Here is a 12,952-nt window from a genome sequence, read left to right on the forward strand (position 1 = left end):
ACCAGTGGCCAAGATTCTGAGTTTGCTGAAAACCGGCTGGTTCATCACCCTCGTCGGCATCGTGCTGCTGGCGGTGCTGATCTGGGTGGGCGGTCCGTACCTGGGCATCGGCGCATCGCAGCCGCTGGCCGGCGTGGCGGCGCGCCTGCTGCTGATCGTGCTGATCGTGGTGGTGTGGCTGGCGATCCTGCAGATCCGCGCATGGCGCGCGCGCGGCAAGGCGCAGCAGATGTCCGGCGAACTGGCCGGGCAGGGTGCCCAGGCCGGCGACGGCGACCAGCGCAGCGCGGCCGAGCGCAGCCAGCTGCAGGCGCGTTTCCAGGAGGCGGTGGATACGCTGCGCAAGACCCGCCGCGGCGGCAACCTGTATGCGCTGCCGTGGTACGTGGTGATCGGCCCGCCGGGCTCGGGCAAGAGCACCTTGCTGCAGAACTCCGGGCTCAACTTCCCGCTGTCCGAACGCTTCGGCAAGGAGGCGCTGCGCGGCGTCGGCGGCACCCGCAACTGCGACTGGTGGTTCACCGACGAGGCGGTGTTCCTCGACACCGCCGGCCGCTACACCATGCAGGATTCCGACCGCGCCGCCGATGCCTCGGCATGGGGCGAGTTCCTGCAGTTGCTGCGCAAGTACCGCAAGCGCCGGCCGATCAACGGCGTGGTGATCGCGATGAGCATGTCCGACCTGCTCACGCTGGACGAGGCCGGCCTCGCCGAACACATCCAGGCGATCCGGCGCCGGCTGGACGAGCTGGCCACGCACCTGCGCATCGGCGTGCCGGTGTACCTCAGTTTCACCAAGTGCGATCTGGTCGCCGGCTTCGGCGAGTTCTTCGACGACCTCAACCCGGAACTGCGCAGCCAGGTGTGGGGTTTCTCGTTCCCGCTGGACGCGACGATGGACGGCAGCGCGCCCAAGCGTTTCGGCGAGGAGTTCGACCTGCTGCTGCGCCAGCTCGATACGCGCATCCTCGACCGCCTGCATGCCGAGCGCGACCGCAACCGGCGCGCGGCGATCCTCTCGTTCCCCCAGCAGCTGGCCGCGCTGCGCGAGATCGCGCGGCGCTTCGTGGAAGGCGTGTTCACCGGCCACGCCTATGCCGCGCCGCCGCTGCTGCGCGGCGTCTACCTCACCTCGGGCACCCAGGAAGGCACGCCGATCGACCGCATGATGGGTGCAGTGGCGCGCACCTTCGGCGTGGACGCGGCGCAGCTGCACGTGCCCGGCGCGCAGCGGCGCACCTTCTTCGTCGAGCGGCTGCTGAAGGAAGTGCTGTTCGGCGAGTCGGGCTTCGCCGGCACCAATCCCGCGCTGGAGCGGCAGAAGGTGCTGCTGCAGATCGCCTCCTACGCGGGCGTGCTGCTGCTGACCGTGCTGCTGCTGGTCGGCTTCGGCACCAGCTACGGGCGCAACCGCGATTACCTCGGCCAGGTGCAAACCGCGCTGCAGGCTTACCCGGCGAAGAGCGATGTCGCCGGCGCCACGACCCAGAAGGAATATTTCGCCCGCGTGCTCGCTCGGCTGGAAGGCCTGTCCGCCGTGCAGGACGCGGCGAACAAGTACCAGGCGCACGTGCCGATGGGCATGCGTTTCGGCCTTTACCAGGGCGGCGCGGTGGGCGAGGAGGTGCACGACGCCTACCTGCGCGAGTTGAACGGCCTGCTGTTGCCGGGTGTGGCCGCGCAGTTCCGCAGCGGGCTCACCGGCAACGCCGGCGATCCGCAGGCGCTGTACTACTACCTCAAGGGCTACCTGATGCTGGGCGAACCGCAGCACCAGAACGCCGACGAGCTGGCCGCGCTCACCGACATCGAGTGGCGCAAGGTGTTCCCGGGCGACCCGGTGCTGCAGCAGGCGCTGGCGAAGCACTTCCATGCGCTGGTGGCCGAGCCGGGCCGGCTGCGTGCGCTGAGCCTGGACCAGACCCTGGTCGAGCAGGCGCGCAACACCTTGCGCACCGCCGACCTGCCCACCCTGATCTACGGCAGCCTCAAGCTCGGCGCGGGCAGCACGGACTACCCGCCGCTGCAGCTGGACAAGGCGCTGGGCCTGCTCGGCAACGTGTTTGTCCGCAAGAGCGGCGCGGCGTTGTCCGAGCCGATCCCGGCGCTGTACACCCAGCCGATGTTCCAGTACGAGGCGAGCAAGGGCGTCGCGCAGGCGGTGGACCAGTTCGCCAAGGACGACTGGGTGTTCGGCGCCACGAAGATCGACGCCCTGCAGAAGGCCCGGCTCACCCAGCAGGTGCTGGCGCTGTACGAGCAGGACTACATCAAGGCCTGGGACGGGTTGCTCGCCGACCTCGAATTGCAGCCGGTCGCCAGCATCCAGGATGCGAGCGCGATCGCCGCCAAGCTGTCCGGGCCCAGCTCGCCGCTGAAGGCGCTGCTGAACACGGTGCGCGAGAACACCAGCGACATGCTGAAGGCGCCGCCGCAGAGCGGCGAGGACAAGGCGCTGGCCGGCGCACAGCAGGCGGCGGAGAAGAAGGCGGCGCAGAAGCTCACCCAGAACGCGCTGGCCCGCGCGCTGGCCTCGTCGGGCGGCGGTGCTGCCGCCGCGCCCGCGGAGCAGCCGGGCGCGGCGATCAGCGCGCACTTCGCCACGCTGGACCAGTTGAGCGCCGGTGCGCCGGGCGCCGCGCCGATCGACCAGACGCTGCAGGCGCTCGACCAGTTGAGCAAGACGCTGCTGACCATGACCGATTTCAGCAACGCCGCCGGCCAGCCCAACCCGCAACTGCTGCTGGCGCAGCAGCAGGCGTCGCAACTGCCGGCCCCGGTGTCCGGCTGGGTGGCTTCGCTCACCGGCAAGAGCGCCTCGCTGGTGGCCAGCGGCACCAAGGGCGCGCTGGGCGACCAGTTCCAGCAGGCGGTGGGCAAGGATTGCGCGAGCTTCGTGCGCGGTCGCTACCCGTTCGCGCCGGACAGCCGCACCGACATCCCGCTGCAGAACTTCGGCGAGCTGTTCGGCAACGGCGGCAGCTTCGACAGCTTCAACAAGCAGACCCTGTCCAAGTTGGTCGACGCCAGCGGCCGCAACTGGCAGTGGAAGACCGGCCCCGGTGCGGTGGCCGGCCCGCCGGGCATCCTGGCGCAGGCGCAGATGGCCGACGACATCCGCCAGATGTATTTCCGCAACGGCAACCAGCCCGAGGTGGATTTCACCGTGCAGGCGCCGCTGCTGGATCCCGGCATCGGCAAGCTGGAGTTCGATGTGGACGGCCAGAAGTTCACTTACCAGCCCGGCGGCGCCACCAGCATGGCGATGAAATGGCCGGGGCCGCAGCCGGGCCATGTCACGGTCTCCGCCTGGGACAGCTCGGGCACCCTGCTCAGTACCTTCGACTACCAGGGCGACTGGGCGTTCTTCCGCGCGTTGCAGGCGGCGCACTTGCAGAAGCAGTCGGACCTGAGCTTCCTCGCCAGCTTCAACTTCGGCGGCAAGACGGCGAAGCTGACGATCCAGGCCAGCAACCTGAAGAACCCATTCCTCAACACCGAAGTGCAACGTTTCCGGTGCGGGGGGTGACTGCATGCCGAATCCGACAGGGGCGGGTTTTTTCGGCAAACTTCCAGGCACTGGCGACTTCGTGCAGCGCCGCTTGCCGGCGTCTTTCGTGGACGTGTGGGATCGCCACTTCGAGCAGGCGGTAAGCGCCAGCCGCGCGCGGCTGGGCGACGACTGGCCGCAGGCCTGGCGCGATGCCGCGGTGTGGCGCTTCGTGCTGGCGCCGGGCATCTGCGGCGAGCTGGCCTGGGCCGGCGTGACCGGGGCGGCGACGGACCGGGTGGGGCGCTGCTTCCCGATGGTGATCGCCGCGCCGCTCGCGGATGAAGCCGCCACCACGGCGGCATTGCGCAATGATGCCTGGTTCGCCGCCGCCGAACGCGCGCACCGCAAGGCGCAGGCGAGCGGCGAGGGCGTGGAGCCGTTCGATGCACGCGTCGTCGCGCTGCCGGACCTGCTTGCCGCGGCGGTTGCCGCGGATGCCGTCGTGCCGCAGCCCGACTGGGGCAGTGCGGGTCTCTGGCGCCTGCCGCTGCCGACGCTCGTCGATACGGCGTGGCTATCCGCGCTGTGGGCCGGGTTGTCGGCGTTGCCGGGGCATGCGCTGTGGTGGACCACGGGCGCGCCGCGGATGCCGCCCGGCGTGGTGGTCAGCCGCGGCCTGCCCGAGCCGGCCGCGCATGCCGGCATGCTCGACGCGGCGCATGCCGACGTGCCTTTGCAGACACCGGGTGCCGCCACCGCGTTGCGCACGCCGCCAGCGCCTGCGGCGCCGGCGACCGCGTCGATGCCGGCGGCCACGATGCCGGCACCTACGCCGGTGCGCTTGCCCGACGACTTGTCCGAACTGTTCGCCGACCTGGCGCCGCATCTGGACGCGGTCGAACCCGGTGCGGCGGAGACCACGCAGCGCGCCGCCGACGTGGGCGGCGCGCGCGTGCTGCATCGCTACGACTGCGCGCTGACCATGGTGGTGGCCGACGACGGCGCGCCCGATCCGCGCCGGCAGGCGGCCGCGTCGGTCAGCGAACTGATCGGCCGCTTCGTGCCCAGCGATTTCGTCGCCGGCATGCAGGCGCTGCGCACGCGCCTGCTGGTGCTGCACACGCGCCTGCGCCAGCTGGCCGAGGACCACGCCGAGCCGGTGCACGAGGACGGCGCGGTGATCGCGGTGCGCGTCACCGGGCGCTGGGCCGACCTGCTGCGCATCGGCACCGCGAGCGCCTGGCACTGGCGCGCCGGCCAGCTGCATCCGCTGTTCGCCGCCGGCGGCGACGAGTTGTCGGCCGATGGCGCGGGGCTGGGCGGCGAGCTGGACGACCTGCTGTTCAGCCGCACCTCGGCGGTGGCGCCGGGGCTGGGCGCGCCCGCGCAACCGATCTGCGACGAGATCGTCCGCGAGATCGACACCGGCGACCGCCTGCTGCTGCTGGCCACCCGCAAGCTGGCGGAACTGCCGGCGTCGCTGCTGGCCGAGGCGCTGGCCTTGCCGTCGCCGCATGCCGCGTGCGCGCACATCGCCGCTGCGGCCGGGCTGGGAATCCACGCGGCCGGTTGGCCGCTGGCCGTGATCGAGGTGCAGCCATGACCCTGCATTACCAGTCCGCCGGCCGCACCGAGACCGGCAAGGTGCGCCGACACAACGAGGACTCGATCCTGCTGCGCGACGACGTCGGCCTGTGGGTGGTCGCCGACGGCCTCGGCGGCCACGCCGCGGGCGATTACGCCAGCCAGATGATCGTCGAGCGGCTGGGCGCGCTGCCGCGCACGGGCGGCGTGTTCGATTTCATCGAGGCGATCGAGGACTGCCTGCAGCAGATCAACGCCGACCTGATCGCCACCGCGCTGGAGCGCGGCAGCGACATCATCGGCTCCACCGTGGTGCTGCTGGTGCACGACAAGGACTTCATGCTGTGCGGCTGGGTGGGCGACAGCCGCGCCTACTGCAACGAGGACGGCCAGCTGCGCCAGATCACCCGCGACCACGTGCACGGCACCAAGGACGATGTCACCCAGTTCGGCGGCGGCACGGCGACGGCGCAGGCCGGCGCCGGCGTGCTCAGCCGCGCGGTGGGCGCCGAGGAGCGCCTGTTCATGGACTGGGTGGTGGCGAGCAACCGCCCCGGCACGCAGTTCCTGCTCTGTTCCGACGGCATCAACAAGGAGCTGGGCGACGAGGAGCTCGACCGCGAATGCCGCCAGCTGCCCGACCCGTCGATGCTGCTGGCGCGCCTGTTCGACCTGTCGCTGCAGCGCGCCGCGCGCGACAACATTTCCGCCGTGATCGTGCGGCTGCAGGATTGATGGACGGGTCGCGCCGATGACGGCTCTGCTCCGACTGCTCGACGACTTCCAGGCCCGGCGGCTCACGCTGCCGGGGCTGTTCGATGCGCTCGGTGCACGCGGTGCGGCGACGGCGGACGAGCATCGCGCCGAGCTGGAGCAGGTCGAGGCGATGGCGGCCGACGGCCGGCTGGACCCGGCGATCGCCAAGGCAGTGGTCGCCAGGCTGCGCACGCTGCAGGCGCCGGTCGACGACGAGGCCACCCGGGTGCAGGTCGATGCGCATGCCGCCGACCTGCCGCGCGACGCCGAAGCCACCCGGGTGGAGCCGGCATCGCGGCCTGCCGGACCGCCTGCCGAGCCATCTGCCGGGGACGTCACGCGGGTGGCGCCCGTGGCCACGACGCCACCGGATGCGTCGGTCGGCGCGGCCACCGGCACGCACCCGACCGCCTCCATCGGCAGCTTCAGCCGTACCGATCTGGAGCGGATGGTGGCGGCGGATGCCGAGGTCGCCGCCGTCGGCATGCTGCTGAAGGGCCGCTTCCTGCTGGAACGCGAGATCGGCCGCGGCGGCATGGGCGTGGTCTACCTTGCGCGCGACGAACGCAAGGTGGAGGCGCGCGACCGTGATCCCTACGTGGCGGTGAAGGTGCTGAACGACGAGTTCCGCCGCCATCCCGATTCGCTGATCGCGTTGCAGCGCGAGTCGCGCCGCGCGCAGCTGCTGGCGCACGACAACATCCTGCGCGTCTACGACTTCGACAAGGACCGCACCATCGTCTTCATGACGATGGAGTACATCGACGGCACCGATCTGCGCACGCTGATCCGCGAGCGCGCCTACCACGGCCTGCCGCTGGCCGAGGCGCGCCCGTTGATCGAGGGCATGGCCCATGCGCTGCAGCGCGCGCACGCGGCCGGCATCGTGCATTCCGACTTCAAGCCCGGCAACGTGATGGTGACGCGCGAGGGCGTGCCCAAGGTGTTCGACTTCGGCATCGCGCGGGCGGCCAAGCGGCTGGGCGAAGCCAGCGGCGAGGAGACGGTGTTCGACGCCGGCACGCTGGGTGCGCTCACTCCCGCCTACGCCAGCCTGGAGATGACCCGGGGCAAGGAGCCGTCGCCCTCCGACGACATCTACGCGCTGGGTTGCGTGGCGTTCGAGCTGCTCACCGGCAAGCACCCGTTCGACAAGGTCAGCGCCGAGGTCGCGTTGAAGGAAGGACGCAAGCCGCCGCCGGTATCGGGCCTGACCCGGCGCCAGTACAAGGTGCTGTGCGACAGCGTCGCGTTCCATGCCGGGCAGCGGCCGAAGAGCGTCGAAGCGCTGGTCGAGGGCCTGCGCGACATCCGCCTGCGCGAACGCGCCGGCCGACCGCTGGCCTATGCGCTGGCCGGCATCCTGCTGCTGCTGGCCGGCGGCTGGTTCGCGCTGGGCCAGTGGCGCGCCCGGCAGATGGCCGAGGTCGTCGCCGGCTTCCAGCCCGGCGATGCCCATCGCTACGCGAACGAGACCCAGGCGTTCGCCGCGCTGGCCGGCCTGGGCGAGGACGGGCGACGGCAGCTGGTGCTGGCGCATGGCGACGTGGTGCAGTCGTACCTGCTCGAGCGCGTGGATGCGTACTGGAATCCGGCGCGGGGGCGGCACGATTACGCCGCGGCCAGCCGGGTCTTCGCGTTGCCCGCGGAGTTGCACCTGTTCCTGCCGCAGCTGGAGCTCAGGCGCCTCGCGGTGGACAAGGAAAAACACGACCTGGACCAGCCGAAGCAGTCGGCGACGCCGGCAAATCCATCGTCCCCGCCGGTGGCCGCCGCCGCTTCGCCGCCGGCCGCGACGCCAGCCGCGGTCGCGGTACGTCCCGACGCCGACGCGGCGCGGATGCGCAAGGTGGTGGCGGAGCTGCTGCGGGAAGGCGAGCAGAACTACGCGCAACAGAAGTATTCCGCGGCGATTGCCAACGCGAAGGCCGCACTGCAGATCGCTCCCGGGGATACTGGGGCCAGGCAACTGCTGCAACGTGCCCAGCAGGCGCAGCAGCGGGCGATGAGCAACATCACGATCAACTGAAGGAGGAGCGGTCATGCATGCACACGAATTTCGCGGCACGGGACTCCCGGCGATGGCGATCGCGGTGACCCTGCTCGGCGGCTGTGCCGACATGGGCGGCCTCGGCACGCCGGGTGCGGCCACTGCAAACGCCGGCACCGGCAGCACGACGGCGCAGGAATGCAATCCGGTGGTGACCGGCGCCATCGGCGCGCTCGCCGGCTCGCTGTTCGGCAAGGGCAAGGGGCACCTGGCGGGCGCGGCGATCGGCGCCGGCGTCGGCGCGTTCGCCTGCATGGCATACAACTACCACAGCCGGCGGGTTCGCGACGCGCAGGCGGTGGAGGCGCAGTACCGGCAGCAGCGCGGTGCCTTGCCCGCGGCCAACACGATCGATTCCTACCAGAGCGCGCTGGTTCCGGGCGGCACGGTGCAGGGCGGCGGCAAGGTGGAGATGCAATCGCGCGTCACCCTGTTGCGCGGTGCGCACGACGTGCCGCCCCAGCTGAAGGAACAGCTGACCCTGTACTCGCCCGACGGCAAGCAACTGGCCACCGCCACCAAGGACGTCGACGCGATCAACGGCACCGGCGAGTACGAGAGCAGCTTCGGTTTCAACCTGCCCAAGGGCATCCAGGAAGGTCGCTACAAGATGAGCTCGACGCTGTACATGGACGGCCAGAAGGTACGCACCAACGACGTGCCCATGCTGGTGGTCGGCTGATGCGCGGAACACGCACATGGTTCGGCGCGCATTCCGCGGCGACGCCCCCGACACGATCCCCCCATCCCTGGACTGACATGCAAGACCGCTGCCCATGAGTTCCATCGCCGAACTGATTGCCGACTACCAGACCAAGCGGCTCTCGCTGCCAGGGCTGTTCGAGGCGCTGGCCGCGCGCGGCGCGCTGCCGGACGATGCCCTGCGCGAGGAGCAGGCGCTGCTCGACGCGATGGCGGCCGATGGCCGGATCGAGCCGACGCTGGCGCGCGCGCTCGTCGCGAAGCTGCGCAGCCTGCAGCCGCCGTCCTCCGCGCCGCCCGTGGTGCCGGACGACGAGGTGACCCGGGTGCAGGTGGGGAGCCACGCGGCCGCGCCGCCGCCGGATGCCGAGATGACGATGGTGCAGCCCGCCTCGCGTCCGCCGGCGCCATCGGCTGACGCGGATGCCACCGTGGTCGCGCCCGCCTCGCGTCCGCCCGCGGCCGATGCGCCGCAGGCCACCGCCGTCACCGGCACCCAGGGCACCGCCTCCAGCAGCAGCTTCAACCGCTCCAGCTGGGAAAAGGTGGCCGAGGCCGAAGGCGGCGACTACGCCACCGTGGGCATGCTGCTGAAGGGCCGCTTCCTGCTGGAACGCGAGATCGGCCGCGGCGGCATGGGCGTGGTCTACCTTGCGCGCGACGAGCGCAAGGTGGAGGCGCGCGACCGCGATCCGTACGTGGCGGTGAAGGTGCTGAACGACGAGTTCCGCCGCCACCCCGATTCGCTGATCGCGCTGCAGCGCGAGTCGCGCCGCGCGCAGCTGCTCGCGCACGACAACATCGTGCGCGTCTACGACTTCGACAAGGATCGCACCATCGTCTTCATGACGATGGAGTACATCGACGGCACCGACCTGCGTACGCTGATCCGCGAGCGCGCCTACCACGGCATGCCGCTGGCCGAGGCGCGCCCGCTGATCGAGGGCATGGGCTGGGCGCTGAAGCGCGCGCACGCGGCCGGCATCGTGCATTCCGACTTCAAGCCCGGCAACGTGATGGTGACGCGCGAAGGCGTGCCCAAGGTGTTCGACTTCGGCATCGCCCGCGCCGGCAAGCACCTCAGCGAGGCTACCGGCGAGGAGACGGTGTTCGACGCCGGCACGCTGGGCGCGCTGACGCCGGCCTACGCCAGCCTGGAGATGATTCAGGGCAAGGAGCCGTCGCCCTCCGACGACATCTACGCGCTGGGCTGCGTCACTTTCGAGCTGCTTACCGGCAAGCACCCGTTCGACAAGGTCAGCGCCGAGGTCGCGTTGAAGGAAGGGCGCAAGCCGCCGCCGGTGCCGGGCCTGACCCGGCGCCAGTACAAGGCGCTGTGCGACGCGGTGGCCTTCCATGCCGAGCAGCGCCTGCAGAACGCGGGCGCGCTGATCGACGGCCTGCGCGAGATCGGCCTGCGCGAGCGGCTGGTGCCGTGGCTGGGCTACGGCGCGGTCGCCGCCGTGGTGATCGCGGGCGGCACCTGGGGCACGCTCAGCTACCTGCACCAGCACCACCTGTCGCAGGTGATTGCGCGCTTCGCCGCCGGCAACCCGCACCACTACGCGAACGAGAACGAGGCGATGCAGGCGCTGGACGGCCTCGGCGAGGACGACCGCAAGCGGCTGGTGCTGGACCAGGGCGAGGCGATCCAGAACTTCCTGCTCGCACGCATCGACGCCTACTGGAATCCGGCCCAGGGGCGCTACGACTTCCCCGGCGCCCAGCACGTGTTCCAGCTGCGCGACCAGCTGAAGCTGTATTCGCCCAAGCTGGATACCCGGCGCACCGCGGTGACCCAGCAGAAGAACGACCTGCTCAACACGCTGGACACCGAGCTGTCGCAGCGCATCGCCGCCGGCGCGATCTTCGAGAGCCAGCCCGACAACGCGGTGGCCACGCTGGACCGCATCCGCGCGATCGATCCGCACAGTGCGCTGCTGCACAACGCCGAGCTGGAGCTGAAGTACGACATCGCGATCGGCCAGTCGCTGAGCGCCGACCACGTGGACGAGGCGCGCCAGCGGCTCGCGCTCGCCACGCGGTTGTTCCCGGACTCGTCGCGGCTGAAGCAGCGCGGGGCGCAATTGGCCGCGCTCGCCGCCACCGCTGCACCGGCCGCGGCGGCGCCCGCGCCGGGTGCGCCGGTGCAGGGCATCCCGCAGGCGCGCAGCGCGCTGGCCGCGCTGGTGGCCGCGCCATCGGCGAATGCGCAGTGGCAGCAGTCGGTGTCCGCCGCGATGGCGGTGCTGCAGCATGACCAGTCGCCGGAAACGCGCAAGCTGGTGGATGCGCTGGGCGCCGCCATCGCCGGCAGTGCGGGCCAGCAAACCGATGCCATGCACCTGCCGCAGGACCTGGCGCTGGTGAACTTCGGCCTGCAGTACGCGCCGCAGTCGGCGCCGCTGCTGGCCCAGCGCGACAAGCTGACCGCGCTGCAGAGCCAGGCGCAGGCACAACTCGATCAAGAGGCAGCTACGGCCGAGGTGGCCACGCGCATCGAGTCGGTGCGGCGCGCGGCCGCGGCCGACGACAGCGCCAAAGCGCTGGAATCGCTGACGCGCATCCGCAGCCTGCAGCCGGACCATCCCTTCCTCGCCAAGGAGGGTCCGCAACTGGTGGCCTCGGCCTATCTGGGACAGGCCGACGATGCGTTCCAGCGCGGCAAGTACCAGGCCGCATCCAGCCTGCTGACGCAGGGCCTGAAGGCGCTGGGCAACCGCAGCGACCTGCGCAATGCGCAGGCGCGCTACGAACTGGCCGCCGCGCTGCTGAAGGCCAACGGCCAACCGCTGGCCGATGCCGACTACCAGCGCCTGCGCAGCCAACTGGCCGCCGCGCGCAAGGCCGATGCGCAGGGTCTGGATGAGCTGGAGTCCGAGCTGAAGCAGCACGGCCACCTGGCGCAGGGCAGCCTGGCCGCCTTGCTGGACAGCCTCAAGCCGAGCGCGACCGCTGCAGCGGCGGCGGCGGCGCCCGCCGCGCCCGTGCCGGCTGCGCCCACCGCACCGGCCGCCGTCGCGCCCGGCCATGCGCCAACCGAGGCGGCGGCGACCAAGGCTGCTCCGGGCGGCGCCGCCAAGCCCGCGGCCGCGACGGCCGGCAATGCGGCGCCGACCGCCGCCGTGGCCGGCAACGATCCCTGCGCGCGTCCGGACCTGGCCGGCAAGGGCCGCGCCTGCGTCGACACCCTGGGTGCCAGTGGCCGCGGGCCGGCCCTGGTGGTGATTCCCGGCATCGGCGGCGGCAAGCCGTATGCGATGTCGCGCACCGAGGTCACGGTGAGCGAATTCAACCGCTACTGCCGCGCCAGCCATGCCTGCGCCGGCGTGTCCGACAGCGACGGCCAGTTGCCGGTGAGCAACATCAGCCTGGCCCAGGCCAGGGCCTACGCGCAGTGGCTGAGCAGCACCAGCGGTTACACCTACCGCCTGCCCAGCGACACCGAGTGGATGCACGCAGCGCACGCCAGTGGCGGCTGGAAGCAGTCGCCGGACAGCAACTGCATCCCGCCGTCTTCCAGCGACGACAGCAGCGGCGGACCGATTTCCGCGCTGGGCCGCGAGCCGAATCCCTGGGGACTGGTGAACATGACCGGCAACGTCTGGGAGTGGGTGACCAGCGGCGGCGGCGTGATCGTGCGCGGCGGCAGCTACAACAGCTACTGGTCCGATTGCACGGTGGACAGCCATCGGAGCGACAATGGCGGTGCGCAGAAAGATGTCGGGTTCCGGGTGCTGCGGGAGCTGAAATGAGCGAGCGGGAACGACGGGTCAACCAGGGGCTGCGTGTCCTCGACGAGGCCCACTACAGCGGGCGGATCAACCGCGAGGAATACCGCAAGCGGCGTCGCCAGCTGCTCGGCTCGCTGTGCGACAGCCACGGCATCACCGCCCGCAACACCTTGCGTACCCGGGTCACCCAGCAGGGCGGGCGCGTGGCCCAGGCGGCGGTCGCGCCGGCCGAGTCCCAGCCGGCGCCCTTCGCCGCCCGACATGCCGTGGCCTGGAAACCGCTGCTGGCCTTCGCGCTCGGCCTGGTGCTGTGCGCGCTGCTCGTGTACTGGCTGCTGCGGGCGAACTGAGGAGCACTCCGCAACTCGCGCATCCGGTCCGCGCGGCGTGACCGGAAAAGCCGCCGTTTTGCGCATTTGAATATCAAGGGATGCTCTGGTCTACCCCAGTGCAGGCGTCACCGGTCTGTCTGTTCGCAGCCCGCAGGCACGTCGTCGAAGGCAGGCTGGTTGCCTGTCGAGACGGCGGGCCGTACGCGGGGAGTGGCCATGGATGGCCACGGCCTTGAGGAGCGAGGAAGGGATGCGGGCAGACAGACCGGCCTCAACTTCTTGAATGCAAATGACGAGGTGA

Annotated in this window: 7 protein-coding genes; all 7 read left to right on the top strand. The window is 71.0% G+C overall.

Annotation, left to right across the window (positions count from 1 at the left end; genetic code table 11):
- Positions 1–4: 4 nt before the first annotated feature.
- The 7 genes from tssM (at position 5) to AB7878_RS15395 (ending at position 12,669) form a co-directional block, all read left to right on the top strand.
- Positions 5–3,529, top strand: coding sequence for a type VI secretion system membrane subunit TssM (tssM, locus tag AB7878_RS15365; protein ID WP_369495198.1), 3,525 nt, complete (start codon positions 5–7; stop codon positions 3,527–3,529).
- 4 nt (positions 3,530–3,533) lie between these two features.
- Positions 3,534–5,096 carry a type VI secretion system-associated protein TagF gene (gene tagF / locus AB7878_RS15370; RefSeq protein ID WP_369495199.1) on the top strand — a complete coding sequence of 521 codons (1,563 nt, stop codon included), beginning with the start codon at positions 3,534–3,536 and terminating at the stop codon, positions 5,094–5,096.
- Positions 5,093–5,812 (top strand): PP2C family protein-serine/threonine phosphatase, encoded by a 720-nt coding sequence (locus AB7878_RS15375; protein WP_369495200.1) that lies wholly within the window; start codon positions 5,093–5,095, stop codon positions 5,810–5,812. Before tagF ends, AB7878_RS15375 begins: the two co-directional genes overlap by 4 nt.
- 16 nt (positions 5,813–5,828) lie before the next feature.
- Positions 5,829–7,862, top strand: coding sequence for a serine/threonine-protein kinase (locus AB7878_RS15380; protein WP_439653807.1), 2,034 nt, complete (start codon positions 5,829–5,831; stop codon positions 7,860–7,862).
- Positions 7,863–7,875: 13 nt separating this feature from the next.
- On the top strand, positions 7,876–8,565 hold the full coding sequence (locus tag AB7878_RS15385) for a hypothetical protein (RefSeq protein WP_369495201.1): 690 nt from the start codon (positions 7,876–7,878) through the stop codon (positions 8,563–8,565).
- Between the two features lie 94 nt (positions 8,566–8,659).
- Entirely contained in the window at positions 8,660–12,340 is a 3,681-nt protein-coding gene (locus AB7878_RS15390) for a bifunctional serine/threonine-protein kinase/formylglycine-generating enzyme family protein (RefSeq protein WP_369495202.1), read from the top strand.
- Positions 12,337–12,669 (top strand): hypothetical protein, encoded by a 333-nt coding sequence (locus AB7878_RS15395; RefSeq protein WP_369495203.1) that lies wholly within the window; start codon positions 12,337–12,339, stop codon positions 12,667–12,669. The genes AB7878_RS15390 and AB7878_RS15395 overlap by 4 nt, the downstream gene beginning before the upstream one ends.
- Positions 12,670–12,952: the final 283 nt, after the last annotated feature.

The organism is Rhodanobacter humi, from assembly GCF_041107455.1.
Classification (GTDB): Bacteria; Pseudomonadota; Gammaproteobacteria; order Xanthomonadales; family Rhodanobacteraceae; genus Rhodanobacter_A.

Excerpts from the sequence above, each read along its gene's own strand:
- AB7878_RS15390 (WP_369495202.1), top strand. The coding sequence starts at position 8,660 with ATGAGTTCCATCGCCGAACTGATTGCCGACTACCAGACCAAGCGGCTC.
- tagF (WP_369495199.1), top strand. The coding sequence starts at position 3,534 with ATGCCGAATCCGACAGGGGCGGGTTTTTTCGGCAAACTTCCAGGCACT.
- AB7878_RS15385 (WP_369495201.1), top strand. The coding sequence starts at position 7,876 with ATGCATGCACACGAATTTCGCGGCACGGGACTCCCGGCGATGGCGATC.
- AB7878_RS15375 (WP_369495200.1), top strand. The coding sequence starts at position 5,093 with ATGACCCTGCATTACCAGTCCGCCGGCCGCACCGAGACCGGCAAGGTG.
- AB7878_RS15395 (WP_369495203.1), top strand. The coding sequence starts at position 12,337 with ATGAGCGAGCGGGAACGACGGGTCAACCAGGGGCTGCGTGTCCTCGAC.
- AB7878_RS15380 (WP_439653807.1), top strand. The coding sequence starts at position 5,829 with ATGACGGCTCTGCTCCGACTGCTCGACGACTTCCAGGCCCGGCGGCTC.